Source organism: Mycolicibacter nonchromogenicus, from assembly GCF_002101775.1.
GTDB lineage: Bacteria > Actinomycetota > Actinomycetes > Mycobacteriales > Mycobacteriaceae > Mycobacterium > Mycobacterium nonchromogenicum.
On the sequence record NZ_LQPI01000053.1, the window covers coordinates 121,533 to 148,488 of the forward strand.

16 protein-coding genes are annotated in these 26,956 nt (G+C 67.7%); 6 read left to right on the forward strand and 10 right to left on the reverse strand.

Annotated elements, in window-relative coordinates; genetic code table 11:
* Positions 1-18 precede the first annotated feature (18 nt).
* From AWC18_RS15160 to AWC18_RS15175, 4 genes are all read left to right on the forward strand, one after another.
* Positions 19-786, forward strand: coding sequence for a phthiotriol/phenolphthiotriol dimycocerosates methyltransferase (locus AWC18_RS15160; protein WP_076047122.1), 768 nt, complete (start codon positions 19-21; stop codon positions 784-786).
* 169 nt (positions 787-955) lie between these two features.
* The gene (locus tag AWC18_RS15165) at positions 956-2,314 is read left to right on the forward strand and encodes a cytochrome P450 (protein ID WP_085139251.1); all 1,359 of its coding nucleotides are present in this window, start codon (positions 956-958) and stop codon (positions 2,312-2,314) included.
* Positions 2,311-3,135, forward strand: a complete 825-nt coding sequence (locus AWC18_RS15170) for an SDR family NAD(P)-dependent oxidoreductase (RefSeq protein ID WP_085139252.1) — start codon at positions 2,311-2,313, stop codon at positions 3,133-3,135. Before AWC18_RS15165 ends, AWC18_RS15170 begins: the two co-directional genes overlap by 4 nt.
* A 71-nt stretch (positions 3,136-3,206) precedes the next feature.
* On the forward strand, positions 3,207-4,019 hold the full coding sequence (locus tag AWC18_RS15175) for a phthiotriol/phenolphthiotriol dimycocerosates methyltransferase (RefSeq protein ID WP_064999170.1): 813 nt from the start codon (positions 3,207-3,209) through the stop codon (positions 4,017-4,019).
* A gap of 35 nt (positions 4,020-4,054) precedes the next feature.
* Here the strand turns inward: AWC18_RS15175 and AWC18_RS15180 are convergent, their stop codons facing one another.
* A complete protein-coding gene (locus AWC18_RS15180) occupies positions 4,055-4,840 on the reverse strand; it encodes an alpha/beta hydrolase (protein ID WP_208858375.1) in 786 nt (261 codons plus the stop codon).
* A gap of 245 nt (positions 4,841-5,085) precedes the next feature.
* On the opposite strand from AWC18_RS15180, the gene AWC18_RS15185 reads away from it, so the two are divergent.
* Positions 5,086-6,168: a PE-PPE domain-containing protein gene (locus AWC18_RS15185; RefSeq protein ID WP_085139254.1), complete on the forward strand. Its 1,083-nt coding sequence runs from the start codon at positions 5,086-5,088 to the stop codon at positions 6,166-6,168.
* Between the two features lie 85 nt (positions 6,169-6,253).
* On the opposite strand, the gene AWC18_RS15190 is transcribed toward AWC18_RS15185, so the two are convergent.
* From AWC18_RS15190 to AWC18_RS15210, 5 genes are all read right to left on the reverse strand, one after another.
* Positions 6,254-7,591 (reverse strand): hypothetical protein, encoded by a 1,338-nt coding sequence (locus AWC18_RS15190; RefSeq protein ID WP_234784408.1) that lies wholly within the window; start codon positions 7,589-7,591, stop codon positions 6,254-6,256.
* 239 nt (positions 7,592-7,830) lie between these two features.
* Positions 7,831-9,573 (reverse strand): hypothetical protein, encoded by a 1,743-nt coding sequence (locus AWC18_RS15195; RefSeq protein ID WP_085139255.1) that lies wholly within the window; start codon positions 9,571-9,573, stop codon positions 7,831-7,833.
* A 207-nt stretch (positions 9,574-9,780) separates the two neighbouring features.
* Positions 9,781-10,416: a nitroreductase family protein gene (locus tag AWC18_RS15200; protein WP_234806537.1), complete on the reverse strand. Its 636-nt coding sequence runs from the start codon at positions 10,414-10,416 to the stop codon at positions 9,781-9,783.
* Positions 10,417-10,492: 76 nt separating this feature from the next.
* Positions 10,493-10,996: a DUF2505 domain-containing protein gene (locus AWC18_RS15205; RefSeq protein ID WP_064997313.1), complete on the reverse strand. Its 504-nt coding sequence runs from the start codon at positions 10,994-10,996 to the stop codon at positions 10,493-10,495.
* Between the two features lie 15 nt (positions 10,997-11,011).
* Entirely contained in the window at positions 11,012-11,710 is a 699-nt protein-coding gene (locus AWC18_RS15210) for a flavodoxin family protein (RefSeq protein ID WP_082961031.1), read from the reverse strand.
* 91 nt (positions 11,711-11,801) lie between these two features.
* Here AWC18_RS15210 and AWC18_RS15215 point away from each other — a divergent pair, with 91 nt between their 5' ends.
* A complete protein-coding gene (locus tag AWC18_RS15215) occupies positions 11,802-12,632 on the forward strand; it encodes a class I SAM-dependent methyltransferase (RefSeq protein ID WP_085139256.1) in 831 nt (276 codons plus the stop codon).
* Here AWC18_RS15215 and AWC18_RS15220 read toward each other — a convergent pair.
* From AWC18_RS15220 to AWC18_RS15235, 4 genes are read right to left on the reverse strand one after another with little or no spacing between them, the layout of a single operon-like run.
* A complete protein-coding gene (locus AWC18_RS15220) occupies positions 12,625-13,881 on the reverse strand; it encodes a phthiocerol/phthiodiolone dimycocerosyl transferase family protein (protein WP_064997311.1) in 1,257 nt (418 codons plus the stop codon). The two genes, AWC18_RS15215 and AWC18_RS15220, sit on opposite strands and share 8 nt — an antisense overlap.
* Positions 13,882-13,908: 27 nt before the next feature.
* Positions 13,909-18,252: a type I polyketide synthase gene (locus AWC18_RS15225; protein ID WP_109560100.1), complete on the reverse strand. Its 4,344-nt coding sequence runs from the start codon at positions 18,250-18,252 to the stop codon at positions 13,909-13,911.
* A gap of 41 nt (positions 18,253-18,293) precedes the next feature.
* Complete coding sequence (locus AWC18_RS15230) at positions 18,294-23,714, reverse strand: type I polyketide synthase (protein WP_085139258.1); 5,421 nt, start codon at positions 23,712-23,714, stop codon at positions 18,294-18,296.
* Positions 23,714-26,950 carry an SDR family NAD(P)-dependent oxidoreductase gene (locus AWC18_RS15235; RefSeq protein ID WP_165758010.1) on the reverse strand — a complete coding sequence of 1,079 codons (3,237 nt, stop codon included), beginning with the start codon at positions 26,948-26,950 and terminating at the stop codon, positions 23,714-23,716. The genes AWC18_RS15230 and AWC18_RS15235 overlap by 1 nt, the downstream gene beginning before the upstream one ends.
* Between the last annotated feature and the right edge of the window lie 6 nt (positions 26,951-26,956).

Consider the following 26,956-nt stretch of genomic DNA (forward strand, 5'->3'; position numbering starts at 1 on the left):
GTGTACCGGATCTCGGCGATGCCGCTCTACAAAAAGGCCTTCAAGTACTGGTACCCGTTTATGACCAAGCGGATGGGGCACGACGACGTCGTCTTCCTCAACTGGGGTTATGAGCAGGACCCACCGCTTGGCCTGGAGCTCGACGCGGCCGACGAAGAGAATCGGTACTCGATCCAGCTGTATCACCAGACCGCCACCCAAATCGACCTGGCCGGCAAGGACGTGCTCGAGGTCAGCTCCGGCCACGGCGGCGGCGCCTCCTTCCTGGCCCGCACGCTGGCGCCCGCTTCCTACACCGGCCTGGACTTCAACCCGGACGGTGTGGCCTTCTGCAAGAAGCGCCACCAGGTGCCCGGTTTGGACTTCGTGCAGGGTGACGCGCTGAACCTGCCGTTCCCCGACAACTCGTTCGACGCGGTGATCAACGTCGAGGCGTCCCACATCTACCCCGACTTCGCCCAGTTCGTTCGGGAGGTGGGCCGGGTGCTGCGGCCCGGTGGACACTTCCTGCACACCGACTTCCGTGCCAAGGAAGACATCGAGTATTGGCAGCAGACCCTGGCCACCCCGCCGCTGCGGCTGGTCAACGAGCGCGACATCAGCCGCGAGGTCGTTCGCGGGCTGGCGGCCAACTCGCCGCGCTCCAACGCCCTGATCAACGAGCGTATGCCGTTCTTCCTGCGCCGCTTCGCCCGGGAGTTCGCCGTCGTGGAGGGGTCGCTGTTCTACCGCGACCTGGACCGCGGCGAGATCACCTACCGCATTTTCGACCTCGTCAAAGACTGAGGACACCACGTCGAAGCGCCGGGGCGAATCGGGACTGAGGTCTCGCGCTCCGGCGCTTCTTTGGTGACCGACGTCCCTTCAGGCGACTGCGGCCACCGGGCTAGGGTGGCGGCACGGCCACCCGCGGGCCAATCGCGCTCCACACCCGACGATCCGAGGGGCTTGCCAGATGGACCAGAAGGAACTGACGCGTCGGCTTCGTTTTCGCGCCAGCCTGCTCAAGATCGGCACCGACGGGCTGCGCGGGGTGGTTCGTGACCGGGCAACCGCCTACCGCTACGCCCTGACCCGGCGTGAAACCGCGCCGCTGACCGACTTCGACCCCTTCGCCGCCGAGACCATGCACGATCCCTATCCGGGATACCGCACGCTGTTGTCCGGCCCGAAGGTCTGGTACAGCCGCAAGCGCGGCATCTGGATCATCCCGGGCTACGACGAGGTACGCCAGGCGTTGCGCGACAACGAGGCACTGTCGTCGGCCGAGAGCCAGGCACGCTTCCGGGTCCGCCTGCAGACCATGAACGCCACCGACCCCCCGGTGCACACCCGGCTGCGTCGATCGGTGTCGCGGGCCTTCACCCCCCGCGCGATGAAGTCGTGGGAGATCAACATCAATCGCGCCGCCGACGAACTCGTCGCCGCGATAGTCGAGCGCCGACACGTCGAGATCGTGACTGACTTGGCCAAGCCCCTGCCGAACCGGCTGATCACCATGATGCTGGCGATCCCGCAGGAGGATCGCCACCAGTTCCTGGAATGGGCCGACACCATCAATGAGGCCGCGTTCGCGCCGCTGAGCCTGCGCGGGATGGCGATGAACATGCGCTCGAGTCAGGCGGTCATCGCGATGCACCGCAGCCTCGATCCCATGATCAAGGCGCGCCGCTCGGAGCCCGGCGACGACCTGATCTCGATGCTGGCGGCGCCCAGTGGCGAGGACACCCTCTCCGACGACGAGGTCTTCTGGACCGCATCGATGCTCGTCGGCGCCGGGAGCGAGACCACGACGAACCTGATCTCCGGGCTGTTTCTGACGCTGGCGCAACGGCCGGACGTCTACGCCCGGCTACGTGAAGACCCCTCCCTGATCCCCGCGGCAATCGAAGAGCAGCTGCGGCTGGTCGCTCCGGTGCAGGGGTTCTATCGGACCGCGACCCGCGACTATCGGGTCGGCGACCACACCATCCCGGCCGGTGCCCGGGTGTTGGTCCTGTACGCGGCCGCCAACCGGGATCCGCAGCACTACCCGGATCCCGACACCTTCGACCTGGACCGCAACCCCACCGACCACCTCGCGTTCGGCGGCGGCGCGCACTACTGCCTGGGCACCCACCTGACCCGCATCGAAGTCAGTCGAGTGCTGACGCAGCTGATCCCCCACGTCAAGACCATCCGGCTGGCCGGGGAATACCGCTACCTGGTCAATGCGACCATGCGCGGCCTAGAGCACCTGCCCGTCGAGTTGGTGCCCGCCGATTCCGGCGTGGCCTCCGAGCCCGCGCAGTCCGGCAGCACCGGCACCCGATGAGCCCGGTAGCGCTGGTCACCGGGGCGACGAGTGGGATCGGTGAGGCAACCGCCGACCGGTTGCAGGCCGCCGGCTACCGCGTGTTCGCGGTGGGCCGTAATGCCGAAGCACTGCAACGCCTTTCGTCGCGTGGACTGATCGCTCGCGCCCTCGACGTCACCGATGAGGCCGCCGTCGATGCGCTCATCGCGGAGATCGCCGAAGAGTACGGCGGCGTCGATGTTCTGGTCAACAGCGCGGGATTTCCGCTGACGTGCCCGCTCGAGCAATTGGCACTCGATGACCTGCGCAGCCTGTTCGAGACGAATGTTGTTGCAACCCTTCACTTATCCCAGGCTGTCCTGCCGGGAATGCGCCAACGCGGTTCCGGTGTAATCGTGAACATCGGCAGCACCGGTGGCCGCTTCACCAGTCCGGGGGCCGGCGGCTACCACGTGATCAAGTACGGCATGGAGGCGCTGTCGCTGTCACTGCGCGCCGAAGTCGCACCATTCGGCGTGCGTGTTGTGTTGCTGGACCCCACTGCGGTGCGGACGCCGTTCGTCACCTCCCAACAAGAGGCCAGGCCGACCTACGCCGACGATGATCCCTACGGCCGCTTCAAAATCCGCTACGCGGACAACACCCGGGAGCTGTCCGCCAAGCGCGGGGTGATGATCGAACCCGAGGTGGTCGCCCGTGCCGTGCTGCGCGTGGTCCGGGCCAAGAACCCTAAGCCGCGTTATGTGGTCGGGCTCTCCGGAAAGGCAACCGTACTGGCGCGAGCAGTGTTGACCGATCGCATGTGGGAGCGAATCCTGATGCGCGGCCTACACGACTGAGGTCGGCGCTGTCCCAGACCCCGGGCACGGCGGGGTCTGCAGAATCGTGAGATACTTTTTCGATGGCCACGATGAACCGCCTGATCTTCAATCCGCTGTCCCACCGGGTCATGACGAATCCGTTCGTCTACCACCTGCTGTTCACCTCGTTCGTGACCAAGCGGTTCTCGACCCAGACCAAGCTGCTCAGCGGTGACGACTGGTTGTTCCTCAACTACGGCTATGAAGAAGACCCGCCGATGGCGATTCCGCTGGAGGCCTCCGACGAGCCCAACCGGTTCTTCATTCAGCAGTACCACCGCACCGCCGCTTTGGCTGACCTGGCCGGCAAGAAGGTCCTCGAGGTGAGCTGTGGCCACGGCGGCGGCGCGTCGTATGTGGCCCGCACTTTCAAGCCCGCCGCCTACACCGGCCTGGACCTCAACGAGACCGCCATCGAGTTCTGCCGCAAGCGCCACCAGTTGCCCGGCGTGGACTTCGTCCAGGGCGACGCCGAGAATCTGCCCTTCGAGGACGGCTCGTTCGACGTGGTGTTCCAGGTGGAGGCATCGCACCTCTACCCGCACCCGGCCAAGTTCTTCCAGGGCGCAGCGCGGGTGCTCGCACCCGGCGGACATTTCCTCTACACCGACTTCCGCCGCCGCAGCGAGCTGGCCCGCTGGGATGCCGAGCTGGCCGACACCGGATTGCGCCTGGTGTCCCAGGAGGACATCAGCAGGGACGTGTTGCGTGGAAACGAGAAGAACCTGGCCCGCAAGCAGGACATGATCGCCCATCACGGCGCTCTGGCTCGCTTTGCCAGCGCGGCGACGGACTGGACCTTCAACGGCGCGCTGAAGAACGGCGAGTTCGTCTACCGCCTCTACCACTTCACCAAGGACTAAAGAGCCGCAGGGCCGATCACGCCCGAAGGCTGTCGCTACAGGCCGAGGGAGCCGAGCCAGGAGTGGATGCGCTCGGCAACGGCTTCCCAGCCCGGCTCGAGCATCATGTTGTGGCCCATGTCCGCAAAGAACTCGGCTTCGGTGCCGTACGCCCGGGCTGTGGCGCGCACCTCTTTGCAGGTGTGCGCGTTGTCCTGCTCGGCGCCCAGCACCAGCAGCGGCGTCTTGACTCGCTTCGGGCGCGGCAGCTTGAGCATCAGACAGTCGACGCTGACCCGCGCGCTGTCCTCCTGCAACCGCGCCGCGCAGTCCAACACGGTCTGTTCCGGGGTCCCTGCGGAGAAGAACTTCTCCCGGGCCAGCTCCGGCGTGTTGATGTAGGGCAACGACTTCCCGGTGACCGCCATCTTGATGGCCTGCCACGGCCGATGGCGCAGCCAGCGCAGACTCGATCCGTAATTGCCCTGCGGGGGAATTGATGCCATCAACACCCCCGCCGGCGCCGGTCGGCTCTCCAGGTACTTCTGCACGATCAGCCCGCCCATCGAGTGGCCGATCACCACCGGGGGGACCGGCAGCTCATCGGCCACCGATCGGACGTCGTCGACGTAGTCGGCGACACCGCAGGTTCGCAGTGGTTTGTCGACGGAACTGTTGCCGTGGCCGCGGAAACTGACCGCCAGCGCGCGATAGCCCAGATCGGCGAAATAACCGAGAAAATTCTCGTCCCAGCACCAGGCGGCATGCCACGCTCCGTGGACGAACAGCAAAGGCACAGGATGTGCCTCGCTGACACAGCCCTTATCGATCACCTCAAGCACGACGCTGCTCTGCTGTCCAGCGACCTGCCCCTTATTGACTTCGATAGCCCGACCCTTCCCATCTCGGCTTGACGCGTCGACAGCGGTGTGTGCTGTGCCAGCAACGTTAGCAGTGGGCCACGACGAACAGCACGCCCGATCCCCCACCCGCAGTGGCCTTCTGGGTTCCTCGTCTTGCGACACGCTGGGCGCAATGCCTGTGTAGGCTGACGCGAGCATGTGTCTGAGATAAATGGGGGAATCAGATGACGCATTCGCGCTTTCGATGGTTGGCGGCTGGTGTTCTGGCGGGAGGCTGCGCCGGGCTGATGGGGCTGACCTCGATGTTCAACGCTTCGTTTGCCTTCGGGGCGAGCAACGGCACGGCGTTGATCATGGGGTACGTCCTGACGCCCGATCCCGGTGCGTTCTACCGCCAGCGGGTGATGGACCTGTTCATCGATCCGGCCAATCCCTTTGCAGGCCAATCGGTTTACTCCGGCTACACCCCGGTCGTCGAGCCGCTGAATCCCTCCGATTACCAGCAGAGCCTGCTCGATGCCGCCCAAACCCTGAACCAGGACATCGCGCGGTATCTGGAAGACGGACCGGTGACGGTGTTCGGCGTCTCCTCGACCACATCGATCGCCACTGCCGCGATGATCGAGCTCGCCCAGGCCGGCGCCGCAGCGCCCGACCCGGCCAATCTGCAATTCGTGCTGGTCGAGGATCTGAACACGCCCAACGGCGGTATCTTCACCCGTTTTCCGCTCGACTTCGGGAGTCTGCCGGCCACCCCGGTCAATACGCCCTACACCACCGACATCTACAACTTCGAGTACAGCGGTGCCACCGACTTCCCCAAGTATCCGATGAACCTGCTGGCGCTGGCGAATTCGATGGCGGGCTACGTATATCTGCATCCGTACCTGATCACCGGTTACCCCAGCTCGTGGGATCCGGACGCGATGGTCGACGCGGTACAACTTCCCATGTCGCCGGGATATGACGGCGACACCTCCATCTATCTGATCCCTACGATGAACCTGCCGCTGCTCGAGCCGTTGCGGCAGTTCCCGGTGTTCGGGCCGGCGATGGCCGACTTCTTCCAGCCCGCGCTGCGGGTGCTGATCGACCTGGCCTACGACCGCACCGATCCCGCCGACATCACCACCGCGATCTCATGGGGCCTGCCGACGATCGACTGGGAGCTGGTGTCGCACAACATCCAACTCGGTGTCGAGCAGGGTGCCACCGCCGCTCAGGTCGCCTTGGGATTGCTGCCGCAGTCCGCGCTGCCGGACCTCTACCCCTACCTGCCCGACCTGGCCGGCCTGATCGACGCGTAGGAACAGCCGGCCTGGAACGTCAAGCCGCCCAGTGCGTTTGAGGCTGCACCTGAATGTGGCGCCGTCGCACGCCACCCGCGAGGTGCTACTCCGGGGTGATGTTGAAGATGGCGTCCCACAGACCCTGTACGTCGAAGGGCCCGATGATCCCGGAGTTGTCGAAGATGTTGTACCAGTAGTCGCCCAGGAAGTCCTGCAGCTGCTCCGGGGTGGGCAGGAAGCCCGAGGTGTCGATGAACGGGTCCGGCGGCAGGTCGTTCTTGATGTCGAGCAACACGGTGCCCAGGCGCCACAACCACGCCTGCGTCTCGATCATCTCGGGGTTGGAGACGTTGGCGGTGCCCTGGTCGTAGGCGTCCATCCATTCGCCGATGACGGGGTTCCCCGGCCACAGGTCGTCCATGATCTTCACCAGCCAGAAGTAGCTGGGCGTGTCCCAGTCTGCCGGGTCGAAGATGTTGGCGCCGGGCCCGGGAAGAAGGCACGGCCCCGGGCACAACGGGCTGCCCGGGATGAATGGGTTGAAGGCGAGCAGCGACGAGGCGATGAACGACTGCAGCGCGCGGGCGCCTTCGATCGGGTCTGGCAGGTCGAACTTGTTGACGTCGAACGGCTCGAACAGGCTGTTGTAGAAGTTGGTGAACGGCGTGGTGAAGTCCATCGCGTAGTAGCTGCCCGCCCAGGGCTGCAGCGGGGCTTCCGGATCGATGTTGGGGTAGTCCTCGGGGTCCAGTCCCAGTTCCTCGAGGGTGCGAGTGCCCTCCCAGTAGTACATGTCGTTGGCGTAGCCGATGTTGACCATGCCCGGCCCATTCGGGTCGAAGTAGAACTGGTTGCCGTTCGTCATGTCCGAGAACGGAACCTGGAACCAGTCCTGGATCAGCGGGAAATTCTGCAGGCCCAATGCGATCAGCAGGCTCCAGATGGGCTGGTCGATCCAGGTGAACCCGGTGATGGGGCTGGTCGGCATGACCGGGTAGCAGTCCAGACCCGCACAGGTCAGGTTGATGGGAATCTCGACATTCGACAGCATCGACAGCTGCTGCCCGAGGCCCGGGAAGAGCCGGTCGCCTTCATGACCGGCGCCCGAGATCAACGGGAAGGGGAACATCATCTGAAGGATGCCCTCGAAGTGCCCCATGTCGCCGGGGTCCTCACCCCAGGCGTTGGTCGGACTTCCGGCCATCCAGGGGCCGCTGTAGAACAGCGACTTCGCCAGCGTGTCCAGCCCGTGGATCTCATTTGCCGGAATGTTGACCAGCGCCTGGAACAGGTTCAGCGGAACGTTCAGCCATTCCTCACCGGCCGTGAGCTGAGAATCCAGGTGAACCGTGTTCAGCGCGGCAGACGCGGGCGCCGGCGGAACCACGGCGATGAGTCCGGCGGTGGTGACAGCCAGCCCCGCGGAAAAGTATGAACGCAAGGCTGTAACCATCCCGATTTCCTCCCACAATCTAGAATAAGTACGAACATGGCCTCGACCAGGTCCGTTCATGCAATCTACCAAAGTGCTACCTGAGCGCAACTCGAGAGTCACATGTGACAATCGATAGACGCTTACCTTTTGGCGCGGATGAAACGCCGCGTAGCCGGTCTGCACAGCACGGCAGCCCGGCCAGCTGATCGCTGCCGGGCCGCCGAGGGGTCGCTCGAGCGCTGGATCTAGAAGACGAACCAGCTCGCGAAGTCGGTGAACATATCATCGAGACCCGTGGCGAGCCCCCCGCTGGGGTCCAGGAATCCCAGGAAGTCATCCCAGAGCAGCAGCGAGTTCTTGCCGCCGAAGTCTCCGATCAGCTGCTCGTCCAGCGGCAGATCGGGGTTCCAGGTCGGCGGCATGTAGTAGCCCGTCTCGGGGTTGATCGGCCACGGCCCGAGCAGGCCCGGGTCGGTCAACACACCACCGTGGACGGCTATGGCCGGCAGATAGGGGTTGATGTCGCCGAGCAGGTCGATGAGCTCGTTGTGGGTGTCCGCGTCGAAGGTGAACATGCCGGTCTGCAGGGCAGAGATACCGGCCAGGATCTGCTCGTCGGTCCCGCCGTTGGCATTGCCGACCGCGTTCGCCGCCTCCTGCTCGGTCAGGTCGATCCACTGCTGGATCAACGGGTTGGGGGCGCCGATGTCTTGGATCGACTTGACGAGGTCCAGGTTGGTCATTCCCCAGGGCGGGGAGACCGGTGGCATGTTGCACAGTCCCGGGCACATCGGGCTGCCGGCGACGTAGGGGTTGAAGTTGATGACCATGCCGGCGGCCATGGCCTTCATGGCCTGGAAGACGTCGTCGGGGCCGGAGAAGTGGAAGCCGGTCAGCGGGTCGCTGCCATTGACACTCCAGTCGACCGGCTGCATCAGGCTGTCGAACCACCGTTGCACAGGCCCGAACGGGTCCAGCTTGAAGGTCAGGCCGGCCCACGGCATCAGGTTGATCTGGTTGCCGTACTCGTCGAGAACGGGTTCGCCGTTCTCGTCGAGGAGCGGATGCGTGCCCGGGAATCCGAATCCGGGCTGAGCCTGGCTGCCCGGGACCGCGTCGAACGGCGAGCCCGGCACCGACCCGTTCGGACCCACCCCGGCGTCCGGGTTGGCGATGCCGCCGGAGGTGGGGTTGTCGGGATCGCTCCACGGGCTGTCCGGGAACTTATAGCCGTCCAACATCTCCTGGATCGGCACCTTGAGCCAGTACTTGAACAGGTCCAGCTGGTTGTCGTCGTTGGGGAAGTTGCTGAACTTGATCAAGAAGTTCAGCGCCGCATCCAAGCCGGTCAGCCCGGTGATCGGCTCGACCGGAGACATCGGGTAGCACTGGATCGAGTCACACGAGGAGCTGATCGGCAGCAGGGCCGCGGCGAACATCGCGAACTGCTGGCCCCAGCCCGCGGTGCCGTCGGCCAACGCGTCCGGATCGATCTCCGGGTCGAAGGCACCGGAGATCTGCGGGGCGAATGGCACCAGGAAATCCATGACCGCCATGAAGTGGCCCGGGTCCCCGGGATCCTCACCCCAGATATTGGTGGCACTCGGCGTGAACCAGCTACCGGTGAAGAAGAACGAGTTGGCCAGCACGTTGGCGGCCTGCACCTCGTTGTACGGGATGTTGACGAAGTCCTGGAACAGGTTGAACGGAACGTTGAGCAGCGACCCCTCGGCGGCCAACTGCACCGCCCGCTCGGCGGCGGTCGGAATCCAGGGTGCGACCGGCGAGATCGGCGTGACTGCCGCGACGGCTGTCGCAGCGGCGAAGGCCGCGCCGGCTGCCGCATAGCGACGATGCGACGCCGTCAGCCGCGTGCCGGCGTGCGCGCCTGAACGCTGTGACGCTGCCCGATGTGTGTCGGCCGTCGCAGATCTGCGCTGCGGAATGACTACCGGTCCCCCGGCGAAGGCCAATCGACGCTGCGGCACCGCTCGATGTGCGCCGCCCGTTGTGTACCGACGCTGACGCGCCCCCCCACCAATCACAGTTCCCCCTTATGGTCCCCCCGGACCGTGCCCAGCATATAGCCGCCACACCAACGTGTCTAAGCGACCAGTGATTAACTTAGACCACGCGGAGAATATTGTCCGCTAAGTTCCACGTAATCGTCAATAGAGTTAAACCGGCGCGTGTATTCAGCTCTCCAGCCACGCGAGATCGCCATAACCGTTCAGATGAGCCACCTCCCCGACCGGCTTGCGGGTGGTCGGACCATAACGCCCGCGGGGCCAGCCCAAGGGCACGATGCAACAGGGGGTGACGGCGTGCGGCAGCCCCAGGATCCGCCGCACCGCACGCTGATTCCACAGCGGAAGGGTGATCAGCGACGCGCCTAAGCCCATGGCGCGGGCCGCGAGCAGCAGATTCTGCACGCTCGGGTAGATCGACCCCCAGTACGCGGATTCGGCGATATGCGGCATGCGCACCACCGGCAACCGACCCTCGCGTGCGCCCAACCGGAGGCAGGCCACCACCAGCACGGGGAGCTCGGCGAAATGGTCGATCTGCCACTCCATCGCCCGGGCAATGCCGGCGATGGTTTCGTCGGTTTTGATTTTTCGCCGCAACACCACGCCGCGCTGAATTTTCCACGCCTGCCGATAGCGCTTGGCCAATTCCTCTTTGACGCGGCGGTCCTTCACGACGATGAATTCCCAGTTCTGGCCGTCGTTTCCGGTGGGGGCACGAAGCGCCAGCTCGATGCACTTGAGCACCACCGCGTCGTCGACCGGGTCGGAGTACACCCGCCGTATCGCACGCTGGGTCATCATGGCCTCAGCCAACGGCATATCCAGCCGGGACAACGCCTCGGCCGTGGTTGGCACGTGGCTGTAGGTGAACTCAGATTCAGCCATTGTCGCCCAGCCATTCCGTGGTGAACCGTTGAATTTCTGGAATGCCCTGGGCGAATTCCCGGGCGAGGAAGCTTTCGATGGGCCCGCCCACCAATGGCACCTTGAATCGGACTGTTCCGTGCAGGGCGAGTTTCGATCCGGTGCCGTCGCGTTCCAGCAGCGCGGTACCGCTCCCCGACCCCGGGGCGCCGGTCACCGCGACCGTGATCTCGCCGTCGACCCGGCCATCTCCAGCCGGCGTCCAGGCCTCGGTGGTGACGATGTTGAGATCGCCTCGGTACACCTTGGCCAACATGCCGGGCAATGCGCCGTGGCGCAGATCCTCGGTCACCACCACCCGAATCCGGCCGTCGGCATCCACATCCAGGGAGTCAAGAGTCTTGCTTCCGCCGAAGGCCTCCAGACGAGCGTGCCAGTAGGACCGGTCACCGAAGGCACGGTGCACCTCCTCTACGGAGGCGGGCGAGGAGAACGCCACCTCAAAAGATCGGGGCATGAGTCGTTGACCCTCTCACTTGCCGAACAACCGGCTCACCAGGCCCGCAGCGAACTTGCGGACCCGATCGAGCTGTTCGGGCTGGACATTGGTGGGTGGCAGGCGCAGACCCAGGTAGCGCTCCCGGTAACGGCCGCTGCCCAGGTAGCTGGTCAGCGCCAGCATGGAGCGCAGCGGGTCGCCGGGGTAACTGAGGTGAATCTCGTCCTGGTATTGACCGCCGCATTCCTCGGCGAGTCGACAGACCTCGGCGTAGTTCTCCTGCCAGAACTCGCGGCACACGGTGAACACCACGAACGGCTTGCCGCCCAACAGCTTTCGGGCCTCATCGGTCTGCAGAAACGACCTGATCGGCATGGCGGGCGCCTTCCACCAGGTCGGCGAGCCGATGCAGATCAGGTCGTACTCGCCGTCGCGCACCGCGTCCGGTGTGCGGATCTCCCCCGTCTCGCCGCGCTGCTGCGCCTTGAGCACGCTGAGCATGTCCGGCCAGACGCGGCGCAGCGGGAACTGGGCGAACCGCGCCGAATATCGCGGATCGGTGAATTCGATGCCGGCTTTGACCACCTCGCAGCCGCGCTGGGTGAACACCTCCCCGGCGGCCTCGAGCACCTTGAGCGATTGTCCGGAGAAGCTGTAGTACAACAACAGGATCCGCGGCGCACGTCCGTTGCGCTCGCCGGCCTCAATCGCCATCTGTGCCTCCTGTTTCATGCGGCGGTCCCAGCTTCGGCTCTCCTGCGTCGAGCCTCGCTGCGGCCGTGCGGTGCATCGACTGTCTGTCAAGCGTATTAGGCTCGCCGACGTGGCAGACAAGATCCCCGTCGACCTGCACGGCGCCGCGGCAACCATGCTGACAACGCTCTACCTCAAGGCACTGGACGCCGACTTCGACTCCCCCGTGCTGGGCGATCGGTATGCCAAAGAGGCGGTAGAGCGCATCGACTTCGACTGGGATTCGCTCAAGGCTCCCGGCCGCTGGGCACCCCTGGTGACCGTGCGCACGGCGCAGTACGACATCTGGGCCCGCCAGTTCCTGGCCAGCCACCCGGGTGCCACCGTCATTCACCTCGGCTGCGGGCTGGACGCCCGGGTCTTCCGGATCGACCCCGGTCCCGAGGTGGCCTGGTACGACGTGGACCAGCCGCCGGTGATCGCGTTGCGCAAGCAGGTGTATCCCGACCGCCCGGGCTACCACCTGGTGGCGACCCTGGCGACCGACCCGTCGTGGCTCGACGAGATTCCCGCGGACCGCCCGGTTCTGCTGCTGGCCGAGGGCATCAGCATGTACCTGGCCGAAGACGAGGGTGTGGCACTGTTGCAGAGCATCGTCGACAGATTCCCGTCCGGCGAACTGCAGATCGACTTCTACAACTGGTTCGGCATCAAGACCCAGAAAACCCATCGGCTGCAGCGGCAGTCCGGCGCCACACTGCATTGGGCGGTCAACGATCCCGCCGACATTCTTGAGAAGGTCGACGGCATTCGGTTGCTGGCCGCCACCAATCTGTTCGACGCGGAGACCTTCAGCCGGGTCCCGGCCGGATTCCGGCGGTCCAGCCTGCTGGCCAGGGCGGTGCGGCCGTTGCGCGGAATGCTGCAGTACCACCGCTACGCCTTCGGCCCGATCAGCTGACGCCGGCGGCGTGCTGATCGGCGATATCGCACAGCAGCGCCCGAATCGCCTCCACTGAGCGCTCCGGCGCCGGTCCGTGCGAGTGGTACTCGATGTTGAGCTGCCCGGCGAAGATCTGGGTGAAGTAGATGTCGATACCCGCACTCACCGCGAAGTAGAGCTCGCCGTGCGTGGTGGTCACCTCGACGCCGGGTGGCGTCCGCACCGGCGGAACCAGCCCGTTGTTGCTGAGCACGACGACGTCCGGCAGGCCCGGCGGGTTTCCGACGTACTGCGGGCTGAAGTGCAACCGGGACTGTTGGACGACGCCTTCGTCGAGGTCTTTCTGGAAGTTCGCGGCGATGTCGCGAGCCAGCTCGACCAGGTCGGTCTTGGCATCGATCTCGGCCAGGTAGGTGGCCAGCCCGATCGGGTTGGTGCATCCGGTGGCTGAAACCGGCGGTGAGAGAAAGTATCTCAAGTCGACGGTGTAGACGTAGGGCACCGGGATGCTCAGCTTGCCGCGCAACTGCCATTCGGCGATCAGCACCGCAGCCGACAGCACCGCGTGCAGGCTCAGATCATGGGCCCGGCCGAACGCCACCACGTTGTCCGTCTGACTCTCGGTCAACCGGACCGACGCCATCGGCACGAGCATCGGCGAAGACGGCGTCTCCTTCCCGACGGCCCGCCGGGTCGGCGGCAGGTCGTAGGCGAACAAAGCCGGCATGAACCGCTCGATCCCGGAGCGCTGCTGCTTCTCGATGCCCCGGTCGGCCAGCGCCGCCTCAATGGACAGCGGAGCGGGCTCGACGTTGATGGCGCCGATCCGGCCGGTGGTGACCAGGTCGGTGTAGAACGACAGCATCTCCTCGATGAGCGCATACATGTGGTGACCGTCGGCCACGGCATGGTGCACGTACAGGGTCGGCTGCGCCTGCCCGTCGCGGATGATCACCCGCATCGCCACCAGGGACTCCGTCTGGTCGAAGCGTGGCGCCGGCGGCTGCGCGTCGGGCCCGTCCAGCTCGATCACCTCGATGCCGTCGGGCATCAGGTCATCGGTGACGAACTGATGCCGTCCGTCCTCGAGTCGCTCCAGGCGCGCGGTCAGGATCGGATGCGCCTCCAGCAGTGCCTCGTAGGCCTCCGAGAGCAGATCGATGTCGACCGGGCCGGTGACGTGTGCTGCGAGACCCACGAAGTTGTGGGTCTCGGCCAGCATCTCCTCACTGATCGCCAGTTTCCGAATGACGGACGTGGCAAACACTTTCGGTTCTCTCCTAAATCGAAAGGCCTAGGACAGCTCGACCAGGGTCATCTCGTCTTCGCCCTGCGAGGCCAGGTCCTCTTCGGCGAGGGCGGCGTGGACCAAGTCCATCACCGCGCCGGAGAATCCCTCGGCGATCGCACGCACCACGGACTCCTCGATCCGGCGACTGTCATGCCACCAGTCCAGGTACAGCGCGCCGCCGGTGCGATAGGCCCGCAACTCCAGGGCGTGCCCCAGTCCCGGGATGGTCTCGCGCACCGGCATCGCGGTGTCGGGGTCGAACTGCACGGGAGAATCGCCGAGTTCTGGCGGTTCGGGGATCGCCCCGAGGTAGGAGAAGTGCACATCCGCCGGCGCAACCGAGCCGAACAGTCGCGCCGTGGGCGCATACAGGTAGCGCAGCAGGCCATAGCCGATTCCGTAATGAGGCACGCCGTCCAACGTTTCGTGGATCGAGTCCAGCAGCTGCCGGGCGCTTGCCTGGCCGTCGGCGGTGCAGCCCAGCGCGACCGGGTACAGCGTGGTGAACCAGCCCACCGTGCGTCGCAGGTCGACCTCGGGCTTGAGCACCGAGCGGCCCGCTCCTGCCAGGTCGACGGCGAGAGTCCCCTCGCCGACCGCTGACGCCACTGCCCGGCTCAGCCCGGCCAGCAGGATCTCATTGATCGGCAGCCGCAGACGCCGGCGCGCATCATCGATCTGGCTGATGTCGGCGGCGGGCAGTGTGGTGGTGAGCTTGGACAGATCGGTGGCGGCCGGGGGCTCGGCGACCTCCGCCGCCAGCCGCAGGGTCGCCGACTTCGCTGTCTTTAACCAGAACTCGCGGCTTTCCAGCACCGCCGGATGGGTTGCGAGCCCGGCACAACGCTGCGACCACTCGGCCCAACCGACTCCGACCGGCTGCAACGCGATCTCGTTGCCGCCCAGCAACTGGCCGAACGCGGTGAAGATGTCGGTCACCAGGATGTCGCGGGAGGCCTCGTCGCCGACTGCTGCGTGCAGGCTCAGCGCCAGGTAGCAAAGATCCCCCGCCGAGCCGTGGATGTAGAGGGCGGTCAGCGGCGGGCTGGACAGATCCTGGTCACGAATGTGTTCGGCCAGCAGGGTACGCACCGCGTCGCCCTCGGCCGTCATGCCCTCGGGCAGCGAATGGGTGCTGATCTCACCGAATTCGCCCGGTTCGACGATCCGCTGCTCCCAGGTACCGGCTCGCTCGGTGATCCGCAGCCGTAACGCCTCGTGGTGGTTGACCACCGCGGTCAACACGGCTCGGACATCGTCGACCGAGACGTCGGGCCGCAACCGAAGGATCAACGGGATGCGCCAGCGACCGTGTTCGCGGACCCCGTTTTCCAAGAAGTAGGTGATGCTCGGCGGCACCGGCGGGTGCTCGACCTCGCCGAGCGACTGGCGGCCCAGCCCACCGGCCGCGTAGCGGGCGGTCAGCGCCTTGGCCAGCGCCGCCACCGTCGGATTGTCGTAGAGGTCCTGCGGGGTCAGATCCAGCCCCTCGTGCGAGGCCGCCATGGCGACACTGATCGCGACCAGCGAGTCGCCGCCGACGTCGAAGAAGTTGGCCGTGCGGTCCACCGAGCCGACACCCAGACACACCGCCCAGATCCGTTGCAGAGTCGCTTCGATGGTTTCGCCACCGCCGGCCGCCTCACCGTTGCGCTGCCCGCTCGCGGCGGCGTCGCCTCCGGTGCTCGCGCCGGACACCCAGGTGGCGCCGGCATTGTGCTCGAGCCAATGCCGTTGGCGCTCAAAGGGATAACCGGGGACCGTGACGCGCTTGGGCTGGTAGTCGCCGCGCAGCGCAGACCAGTCCACCTCGACACCGGCTGCCCAAAGTTGGCCCAGGGCCAGCAGGAAGGTGTCGCGGTCGTCGCGGTTCTGAGCGTGGTGGCGCATCAGCCGGACCGCGCGATGCCCGGCCGCGAACTTCGGGTTGCGAGCCGCGGAGGCGGTCAGGGTAGCTCCCGGGCCCACCTCGACCAGGACGCGGTGCGGGTCGGCCAGCACGGTGTCGATCTCGTCGGCGAATCGCACGGTGGCCCGCACGCTGCGCGCCCATGTCGCCGGGTTGGTCGCCTCGCTGGGCGCCAGCCAGGTGCCGGTCAGATTCGACAGCAGCGGGATCTGCGGTTCGCGCAGCGTCTGCCGAGACAGGAACGCGGTGAATTCCGAGATCATCGAGTCCATCAGCCGCGAGTGGAACGCGTGCGAGGTCCGCACCCGGCGCGCGTTGATCCCGGCCTGCTTGAGCGTGTCGGAGAACGCACGGATGTCGGCTTCGGTGCCGGCGACCACGCAGCCGTCCGGGTCGTTGACCGCGGCCAGATCAACGTCACCGGTCAGGTAGGCACCGACCGCGTCGGCACTGATCGGAACGGCCACCATGACGCCCCGCGGGGCCGCGTGCATCAGGCGGGCCCGCATCGCCACCACCTTGATCGCGGTGTCGAGGTCGAAGACGCCGGCGACGGTGGCCGCGGCGTATTCGCCGATGCTGTGGCCGATCAGTGCCGCCGGACGTACGCCGTAGCTCTCGACGAGCTTCGCCAGCGCGTATTCCACCGTGAACAGGGCCGGCTGGGTGCGGTCGGTGCGCTCGAGGTCACGCGAGGTGCCCTCGAAGATCATCGTGCGCAGGTCGTAGCCCAGCTCCGCCTCGAAGCCGGCGACGCAGCGGTCGAAGTACTCGGCGAACACCGGTTCGTTGTCGTAGAGACCGCGGGCCATCCCGATGTGCTGCGCACCTTGGCCCGGGAACAGGAACACCACCCGGTCGGCGTCGTCACCGGGATCCACGCCCTCGCCGATGAAGACGTTCTCGCTCTCCTCGGCAGCCAGCACCGCGGTCGCATCGGCGCGGTCGGCGACCACCGCGGCCAGCCGCAGGTCGTACGGGCGCCGGCTGGCCAGCGTGTACGCCACGTCCGGCAGGCTGGGCGCCTCGCCGTCGTCGCCGGAAAGCTCTGCCGCCAACTCCTTGCGCCCCTGTGCCAGTGCGTCGGCGGTGCGTGCCGACAACAACAGCACCTCGGGACCGGGCTTCGGCGCCGGCGCGGCAGACTCCTGCTCGGGCCATTCTTCGACGATCACGTGGGCGTTGGTGCCGCCGACCCCGAACGAGCTGACCCCGGCACGCCGGATGCCGTCGGACTCCCAGGGCCCGTACTCGCCGCGGATCCGGAACGGCCCGTCCTCCAGGTGCAGTTCGGGGTTCGGGCTGGTGTAGTGCAGCGTGGCGGGAATCGCCCGGTGCTTGAGGCACAGGATGGTTTTGATCAGGCTGGCGATACCGGCTGCGGACTCCAGGTGCCCGATGTTGGACTTCACCGAGCCCACATAGCAGGGGCCGGACCGCGGTTCCTCGGAGACCGCGAAAGCCTGACGCAGACCCTCGATTTCGATCGGGTCGCCCAACGGGGTGGCGGTACCGTGCGATTCGACATAGCTGATCGTGGAGGCATCCACCTCGGCCACCGCATGCGCCTCGGCGATCACGTCGGCCTGGCCGGCGGCCGTCGGCGCGGCATAGGTCATCTTGGTGCCGCCGTCGTTGTTCAGCGCCGAGCCCCGGATCACCGCGTGGATCTGGTCGCCGTCATCGACCGCGTCGGCCAGCGCCTTGAGCACCACCACCCCGACGCCGCTGGAGAAGATCGTGCCGTCGGCCCGCACGTCGAACGGCCGGCAGTGCCCGGTCGCCGAGACCATCGAGCCCGGCTCGTGCCAGTACCCGACGTGGTGCGGGACCCGCAGCGAAGCCCCACCGGCCAGCGCCATGTCGCATTCGCCGTTGAGGATGCTCTGGCAGGCCAGGTGCAGCGCGACCAATGCAGACGAGCAGGCCGTCTGCACCGACAGGGCCGGTCCGTGCAGATCGAGCTGGTGGGCCACCCGGGTGGCCAGATAGTCCTTGTCGTTCTGCAACGACAGGTTGACCATCTCGAAGCTGACGCCCTGTCCGATGATCAGATTCGGGTCGTAGTGCGACATCAGGTTGTGCAGCAGGTAGCCGCTGGTGGTGCTGGTCCCGTAGACGCCGACCGATCCCTCGATCTCGCCGGGCCGGTAGCCGGCGTCCTCCAGGGCGTGCCACGCGGTCTGCAGGAACAACCGGTGCTGCGGGTCCATGGTGCGCGCGGCCAACGGGGTGAAACCGAAGAAGCCCGCATCGAATTCGTCGATGCCCTCGAGCAGCGCGGCCCGCCGCACATAGTTGTGGTTCGCCAGCGCCTTGTCGCTCACACCGCTGGCCCGCAGCTCGTCCTCGGACAGCGTGACGATGGATTCGGTGCCGTTGCGCAGGTTGTTCCAGAATCCGGTCAGCGTGCGCGCACCCGGAAAGCGCCCCGCCATGCCGACAACCGCGATCGCGTTGGGCGGCACTTCATTGTTGGTCACGAACGATCTCCTACTTTTCGCCGTGCCGCGGCCCGCTGACGTGCTGCGGCACGCTGCTGGGCGCGGCTTCGAACACCGCCGACATCGCCGGCGCCGTCCGCCCCCTCCGGCTCGGCAAGGCCGAGTTGGCGGGCCAGGTCGGCGGCCAGGTCGGTCAGTGAGGCACCCTGCAGCAGCAGGGCCACCGGAGGCTCCGCGCCGAAGTCGCCACGAACGGTGTTACGGATGCGCACCGCCATCAGCGAGTCCATACCCAACTCGGTCAATGGCCGAGCGGGGTCGATGACGCTGCCCTTGGGGTAGCCCATGATGGCCATGATCCTCGAACCCAACCGTGCGACAACGGCTTTGGTGGCTTCGTCCGCGCTGAGCTGCTTCAGCCCTTCGGGACCGGGCCAGTCGTCGTCCTCGTCGTCGAGGTCGAGTTCCTCGGCCAATGTCGCAAAGTACCCGAGCTGCTGCAGTTCCGGGAAGGCCGCGGCCACCCGGTCCAGACGCAACCGCGCAACACCGATCCGGGAGAGATCGCCGCCGAGAATCGCCTCGAGCGCCTCCATGCCTTCGTCGGGGTTGATCGGGTCCAGCGCACTGAACTTGAGCTCCTGAGCGACACCGACGCCGGACCACTGGCCCCAGTTGATGGTGATCGCCGGTAGACCCGCGGCCCGCCGCCACGCCACCAGGCCGTCCAGCCAGGCGCTGGCCGCGGCGTAAGACGCCTGACCGGGCGCCCCCAGCAGCGACGAGGTCGAGGAGAACCCGACCCACCAGTCCAGCTCTTTGCCGGCGGTCGCCACGTGCAGGCGCAGCGCCGCCGCGGCCTTGGGAGCCCACACCCGGTCGAGCGTCTCCTTGTCGATGCCGACCACGATCTGGTCGTCGATGACCGCGGCACCGTGGATGACGCCGCGCAGCGCATAGCCGGTCTCTTCGGCGGCGGCGACCAGGCTCTCGGCCACCCCCGGCGCGGCGAGATCACCTGAGACGACCGCGATCTGGGCCCGCGCCTCAAGCTCGGCCAGCACGGCACGCTGCTCATCCGACGGCTGCGAGCGGCTGTTGAGCACGATCCGGGCGGCACCGTGCTCTACCAGCCAACGGGCCACCACCAAGCCGATACCCCCCAGGCCACCGGTCAGCACGTAGGCCCCGTCGGACCGCACCGTCGGAACACCGGTGGGTGTCAGGGACGCACGCCTGAGGCGCTCGGCGTAGCGACGCTCCCCGCGCCAGGCCACCACGTCGTCGGTGCTCGCCAGCCCCAGTTCGGTGATCAGCGCCGCCGCCGGGTCCGCAGAAGCGTCCAGATCGACCACGCCGGTGTGCAGGTCCGGGTGCTCATAAGCCAGCACCCGCACCAGCCCCTTGAGGGCGCTGATGGACGGGTCGCCGTACTCGCCGGGCTCGCCCCCCACCGTCAGGCCGTTGCGACCGACCAGCCACAACCGCGGCGCGGTGCCGTGCCAGCCGCCGACGATGGTGCGCACCGTGGACACCACCGACCAGGCCAGGTCACGGCCGCGAGCGGGCGCGTCGTGCGCCTCGGTGCCCTCGAATCCACCTCGGGCCGCCAGCACCACCACCCCGACCGGAGGCCGGGCCGGGTCCTCGGCGGTCTGCGCGAACGCCTCCCGCACCGCGGGTTCGCTGGTCAGGTCCGCGGTGATCACCCGGCGACTGTCCGAGCCGAATCGGGCGGCGAAATCGGCTGCCAGCGCTTCGGTTTCGGAACCGTCGGTCAGCACCAGCCAGCTGCCATCGGCGGCCGCCGGCGGTTGCGCGGGAACAGCGGCATCGACCCATTCGGTGTCGAAGATCTTCTGGCTCAGCGGCAACGGCACGGTACGGCGCTGCACCCGCTGCAGATAGATCCCGGACAGCTCGGCGGTGACCGTCCCGGTGTCATCGGTCAGCGTGACCCGGCCCAGAATTCCGCCGTCGTCGTGGCTGACCACTTCGGCGTGCCCGCGAGCTCGCCGACCGACGTCGCCGAAAACCCGGATGGTCTCGACCGCCACCGGAAGGTAGGTGGCCTCTTCGGTCCCGGCCGAACCCACCAACGACTCGTCCGGCAGGGCCGCGGCCAGGCACTGCAGGGCCGCGTCCAGCATCACCGGGTGGATGCGGTAGCCCCGGTGCGCCGTCGCCTCGTCGGGCAGCACGATCTCGGCTTCCGAGGCGCCGCCGGGCTTGCGCACGATGCGGGTCAGGGCGGCGAACGCCGGCCCGTGCTGCAGACCGGTGCGGCGCAGCGCCGTGTACAGGTCGGCAGGTGACAGCGCGGTGCCCCCGCCGGTGGGTGCCGGACGCTGTGGGGCGGCGGGCTGCGCCACGGCGGCGCGGGCCACCGCATGCCGCGACCAGCTGCCGCCGGCGGGACGGGAGTGAATCTCGATGCGCAGTTCGTCGGATCCGTCGGCGTCGTGCAGCAACCGGGTGGTGACCTCGGTCCGGTCGTCGACGCGCAGCATCTGCTCGACCTCGACCCGGTCCACCGCGACAGCCGACGGCGGCAGGCCCAAAGCCTCGCCGGCGGCGGCCAACGCCATCTCGGCGAACCCAGTCGCGGGCATCACCACCTGGCCGTGCACCTTGTGGTGGGCCATCCACCCGACCAGATCGGTGCCCACGTCGGCCTGCCAGACGTGACCGTGCCCCGACGGCAGCTCGACATGGATGCCCAGCAGCGGATGTGCGTCGGCGCTGTTCCGGTTGGCGGCGACCGGCGCAGCCCAGTACCGGACGTGCTGCCACGGTCGTGGCGGCAGGTCGGCACGGCCGATCCCGCCGTCCGGTTGCGGCGCCTCCGACGACGGCGGGGCGACGGTCGCCAGATTGGTGTAGAAGCTCAGTGACTCCGGCTGGTCGCGCAGCAGAGTGCCGCTCACCACGCTCGCGCCGGCGGGCCGCGCCGTTTCGAGGTTGCCGTTGATGGCGTGGCTGAGCAGCGGATGCGGGCTGACCTCGATGAAGGTCGCGTGTCCGGCGGCTGCCGCGGTGACGGCCTGGGCGAACCGCACCGGGTTGCGCAGGTTGTGCACCCAGTAGTCGGCGTCGAAGGCCGGCACGCCGTCTTGACCGACGGTGCTGATCAGCGGAATCTTCGGCGCCGACGGCTTCAGGTCGGCCAGCGCGGTGCGCAGTTCCGCCAGGATCGGATCGACGGTCGGGTGATGCGAGGCCACGTCCACCTCGACGCGCCGAGCCAGCTTGCCCTGGGCGTCGACGATCGCGATCACGGCGTCGACCTGGTCGGGCGGCCCCGCGATCACGGTCTGCTGCGGCGCCGCATACACCGCCACGGTGATGTCGGGGTGCTGGGCGACCAGCTTCTCGGCGGCGTCGGCATCCAGCTCCAGCAGCGCCATGGCGCCCTGGCCGCTCAGCCGCGCCATCAGCTTGGACCGGGTGGCGATCACCTTCAGGCCGTCTGCCGGGCTCAGGGCGCCGGCCACCACGGCGGCGGCCACCTCACCCATCGAGTGCCCGATCACCGCGTCCGGCTCGACTCCGTGGGATCGCCACAGCGCGGTCAACGCCAGCTGCATGCCCACCAGCACCGGCTGAATCCGGTCGATCCCGACCACCGGCTCGCCGGACTCGAGAACTTCGCGCAGCGAGAATCCAACCTGCGCAACGAAATCGGGCTCCAGCTCGTCGACGGCGGCGGCGAAAGCCGGCTCGTCGACCAGCAGTTGGCGGCCCATGCCGGCCCACTGAGATCCCTGGCCCGAGTACAGGAAAACGGTTCCCTTGCCGCGCACGGCGGTGCGGGTGGCGACCACACCGGGCGCCGGGTATCCACCGGCCACCGCCCGCAGCCCGGCCAACGCCTGCTCGGTGTCGCGGGCACAGACGGTGGCGAACTTGGCGTAGCGGCTGCGGTGGTGATTGAGGGTGTGCGCGATGTCGGCCAGCGGTACGGCAGCACCGGGCCCGTCGATCCAGTCAGCCAGCGTGGCAGCCCAATCCGCGACGCGCTGCTCCGTCTTACCCGAGATCACCAGGGTGGCGATCGGTTGCGCCGAAGCCGGCGCGGGGACCGGGTCAGGTCCCTGCTCGAGCACCACGTGCGCGTTGGTTCCGCCCAGCCCGAACGACGACACCGCTGCCCGCCGGGGGCCTTCGGCCGCCGGCCAGGGCGTCACCTCGGTGGGGACGAACAGTCGCGTCGGGGACGGGTCGATGGCCGGGTTCCACTTGGAGAAGTGCAGGTTCGGTGGGATCTGTCCGTGTTGCACCGACAACGCGGCCTTGATGAATCCGGCGATCCCGGCGGCCGCCTCGAGGTGGCCGATGTTGGTCTTGACCGCACCCAGCGCACACTTGGCGGGACCGCGACCGTAGACGTCGGCGAGCGCCTCGAATTCGATGGGGTCACCCAAAGCTGTTCCAGTGCCGTGGGTTTCGATCATGTTCACCGAGTTCGCGGCGACGTCAGCACTGCGCAACGCGCGGGTGATCGCATCGATCTGCGCAATGGTGTTCGGCGCGGTGAGCCCATTGGACTTGCCGTCCTGATTGACCGCCGAACCGCGCACCACCGCCAGCACTCGATCGCCGTCACGGATGGCGTCGGTGAGGCGCTTGAGCACCACGATCCCGGCGCCCTCGCCGCGCACGAATCCGTCCGCGCCGGCATCGAAGGTGTGGCAGCGCCCGCGCGGCGACAGCATTCCCCACTTGGCCATGGCGATCTGGGTCTCCGGCCGCAGGATGAGGCTGACGCCGCCGGCCAGGGCGAGGTCGCTCTCCCGCAGACGCAGGCTCTGGCAGGCCATGTGGATGGTGACCAGCGATGACGAGCACGCCGAATCCATCGCGACCGCCGGGCCACGCAGACCCAGCAGGTAGGCGATCCGGCCTACCGCGACGGCGTGGGCGTTGCCGGTGGCCGAGTAGCCGTCGATCGCATCCGGGTTGGCCGCCGAAATACCTTGGTACTCGGTGTAATACACGCCCATCATCACCGCGGAGCGGATGCCCGACAGAGTTTCCGGCGACATTCCGGCGTGTTCGAGAGCCTCCCAGGCGACCTCGAGCATCAGCCGCTGTTGCGGGTCCATGGCCTCGGCTTCGCGGGGCGAGATGCCGAAGAAGTCGGCGTCGAATCCTGCGACATCGGAGAGGAACCCGCCCCACTTCGACGACATCCGGCCCGGGGCCAGCGGGTCCGGGTCGTAGTACTCGTCGGCGTCCCAACGATCCGCGGGGATTTCGGTGATGGCGTCGCGCCCTGTCTCCAACAGCTCCCAGTAGGCGTCCGGGCCCGAGGCGCCGCCCGGGAAGCGGCAGCCGATCCCGACGACCGCGATCGGCTCGGCGGCGGCGATCCGCGACGCCTTGTCGAACTGCTCGGTCAGCGCCCCCCGTTTGTCGGCGCTCATGGCCGACATCCTGTTGAAGATCGTCGTCATCAATAAATACCGCTCTCGCTACCGGTCGAAGCCGACTCGACCTGATCGAACAACTCGTCCAGCACGCCGCCGGAGGAGCCGAACCCCAAATCATCGTCGTCTTGCCCCGCGGTGCTGTCCGGTTCGGCATACCGCGCCGCCAGCAGTCCCACCAGGTGCGTCGCCAACGCTGAGATGCTGGGGTGATTCCACAGCATTGACGCCGACAAATCCACCCCCACCAACTGTTGAGTCTCTTTCAGAACCGTCATCGCGATCATGGAATCGAGCCCCATCTCCGGGAAGGGCTGGTCCACATCGACCGCTGACACAGATGTCCGGAGTTCGCGGGCCAGGATAGCCTGCAGCCGGACCACGAGCTCCGCACGCCGCTGGTCTGCCGGGATACTCGACCAGTCCGGCACACCGGACGCCGGCGCGGCCGCGCCCGCCTGCTCGCTGGTCACAGCAGTATCGAGCGTCACATCTGCCTCAGCGACGAGCTCCTCGAAGAAGGTCAGTTCACGGAACTCCGGCGACGTGGCGACGGCGCGGTCGATGCGCAGCCGGCCCACCCCGATCCGGGCACCGATTTGACCGGAGTCGGCGCCCAGCACGGCGTCCAGCGCCTCGATGCCCTCATCCGGGCTGATGGGGTCGAGGACGCTGAGCGTCATCGACCGGCCCAGACCCACATCCGACCATTGGCCCCAGTTGATGGCGGTGGCGGGCAGGCCCGAAGCGTGCCGCCACGCCATCAGCGCGTCCAACCATGCATTGGAGGTGGCATAGCCGAGCTGGCCGGGAAGGCCCAGCAGTGCGGCCATCGAGGAGAAGCCCACCCACCAGTCGAGCGCGGAGTCCACGGTGGCGGCGTGCAGTCGGGCGGCGCCGACGGCCTTGGCCGACCAGACACTCTCCAGGCTTTCGCGAGTCACCTCCGTCACCAGGCCATCGCCCAGCACGCCGGCGGCATGCACGACACCGCGCAGTGGCCGGCCGGTCTCCTGCGCGGCGGCCACCAGACGATCAGCCACTCCCGGCGAGCTGATGTCGCCGGCGACGAAGACCACCTCGGCGGTTGCGGAGAGTTCATCGAGGACGGCGCGCTGCTGTTCGGCGGGCTCACTGCGGCCGTTGAGCACGATTCGTCCGGCGCCGCGGGCGACGAGCCAACGGGCCACCACGATGCCCAGTCCGCCCAGACCGCCGGTGATCAGGTAGGAGCCGTCGGTGCGGACCGTGGCCTGGCCATTGGGGACCGTGTCGGGGCTTCCGGCGGCGCCGTCGAGCGTGGCCCGGGTGAGCCGTTCGGTGTAGCGCCGGCCGCCGCGCCATGCGATCACGTCGTCGCGCAGCGGCGAACCCAGTTCGACCAGCAGTGCGTCGGCCAGGGCCGCGGCGTCTGCCGAGGCGTCCAGGTCGACCAGGGTGGCGCCCAGGTCGGGCTCGTCGGCCAGGACTCGGGCGAGTTCGCCGGGGAATCGCCAGGTGCGGACCACGCCCTTGAGCGCGCCGATGGCGGGGTCGCCGGGCTCAGCACCGCCGAGTCCATCACCGCCGAGCTCATGCGACGGTCCCAGCTTCGCCTCTCCTGCGTCGAGCCTCGCTGAACCGCCGAAGGCCAAACCGCCGCGGCTGACCAGCCACAACCGCGGTTTGCTGTCTCCGGTCGCGGTCGACCAGCCCTGCACCGCCGCGCGGGCCGCCGACGACGCCGTCCACGTGAGCTCGCGGGCGCGGGCCAGGGCGCCGTCGGGGTCTGACCCGTCGAATCCGCTCTGGCCGAGCAGGACGATTATCCCGGCCGGTGGATGCGCGGGGTCGGCGGCGGCCTGGCCCACCGCTTCGATCAGGCCGGGGCCATCGGCGAAGGGGCCGGTGATCACCCTGCGGTTCGGCGCGGCCAACCGTGCTGCGAACTGCGCGGCCAACCCCTCGGCGTCGGGCTCGGACAGCAGCAGCCAGCTGCCGGCGGCCGCGCCGGCGCCGTCCGGCAGCCCGACCGGCTCCGTGGGGGTCCACTCGGCGGCGAAGAGCTTCTGGTCCAGCGGCACCCGCAGCGCACGCGGATCCAAGGGGCGCAGCTCCACGCCGGTGAGTTCGGCGACGGCGGCGCCCGACTCGTCGGTCAGCAGGATCCGGCCGACGGCCGCCTGGTCTTCGACGCTGCTCACCTCGGCATGGCAGCGCACCTGGCGTCCCGTCGGTGCGAACACCTGCACGGCCGCCACCGCCGTCGGCACGTAGCCGCCCTGCTCCGCGTCGTGCGATCCGAATCCGAGCCCCGCCGCCAGCTGCCGCAGTGCGGCGTCGAGCAGGGCCGGGTGCAAGCGGTACGCGGGATGGGTGGCGACGCTGTCGGGCAGCGTGAGCACACCGGGCTCGCCCGCCGCCTCGGCCGGCCGATCCCCTGCCGCTGCTGCGATGTCGGCGACCGCATACCGCGTCCAGGCCTCGCCGGCCGGGCGGGCGTGGATCTCGACCCGGCTCTGGCCATCGGGCCCACTGAACGCCGTGGTGACCTGCATCCCGCCCTCGAGCACCAGCGGCTCGTCGATCTGCAGACCACTCACCGTGATCGACTCGGCGGGTGCGCCGAGGGCCTGGCTGGCTGCCGCCACCGCCATCTCGATCAGTGCTGCCGCGGCCGCGACGACCTGTCCGGGCACCGGTTGCTCGGCCAGCCAGGGCATGTCCTGCGCGCCGAGGTCGTTCTGCCACAGATGGCCGCCGGTGAGCGGCTCGACGTGGACACCGAGGAGCGGATGCACGTCCGGCGCCTGACCGGCGCGTCCGGGCAGTGGCAGCCAGTGGTGGCCGTGCTGCCAGGGGGTGGCGGGCAGTTCGACGAATCCCCCGGCCCTGGCAGCGCCGCCCTGCTGGTGGCCGAGTTCGGCGCGCTGCACATGGAAGTGCAGTGTTTCGTCGTCGCCCCGGCGCAGGGTCGAGGCCACGGCCACCGGTTCGGCGACCACGGCTTCCGCCGTCTCGATGATCGAGTGGGTCAACAGCGGGTGGGGGCTGATCTCGACGAACGTGTCATGGTCGGCCGCCGCCACCGTGATGGCCTGACTGACCAAGGCGGGCTTGCGCACATTGGCCACCCAGTAGTCCGCGTCCAATCGCGGCGTGGGCCCGGTCGGGTCCACCACCGTCGAGATGAACGGGACCTGGGGCGTTTGGGGGGTGATGTCGGCCAGTTGGGTGCGCAGTTCGTCAAGGATCGGATCCATGAACGCGGTGTGGGAGGCCACCTCCAT

Coding starts and splice junctions, on each gene's coding strand:
- AWC18_RS15170 (WP_085139252.1), top strand. CDS start 2,311: ATGAGCCCGGTAGCGCTGGTCACCGGGGCGACGAGTGGGATCGGTGAG.
- AWC18_RS15175 (WP_064999170.1), top strand. CDS start 3,207: ATGAACCGCCTGATCTTCAATCCGCTGTCCCACCGGGTCATGACGAAT.
- AWC18_RS15230 (WP_085139258.1), bottom strand. CDS start 23,714: ATGACGACGATCTTCAACAGGATGTCGGCCATGAGCGCCGACAAACGG.
- AWC18_RS15160 (WP_076047122.1), top strand. CDS start 19: ATGCCGCTCTACAAAAAGGCCTTCAAGTACTGGTACCCGTTTATGACC.
- AWC18_RS15210 (WP_082961031.1), bottom strand. CDS start 11,710: ATGAAACAGGAGGCACAGATGGCGATTGAGGCCGGCGAGCGCAACGGA.
- AWC18_RS15205 (WP_064997313.1), bottom strand. CDS start 10,996: ATGCCCCGATCTTTTGAGGTGGCGTTCTCCTCGCCCGCCTCCGTAGAG.
- AWC18_RS15185 (WP_085139254.1), top strand. CDS start 5,086: ATGACGCATTCGCGCTTTCGATGGTTGGCGGCTGGTGTTCTGGCGGGA.
- AWC18_RS15225 (WP_109560100.1), bottom strand. CDS start 18,252: ATGGCGGGGCGCTTTCCGGGTGCGCGCACGCTGACCGGATTCTGGAAC.
- AWC18_RS15165 (WP_085139251.1), top strand. CDS start 956: ATGGACCAGAAGGAACTGACGCGTCGGCTTCGTTTTCGCGCCAGCCTG.
- AWC18_RS15200 (WP_234806537.1), bottom strand. CDS start 10,416: ATGATGACCCAGCGTGCGATACGGCGGGTGTACTCCGACCCGGTCGAC.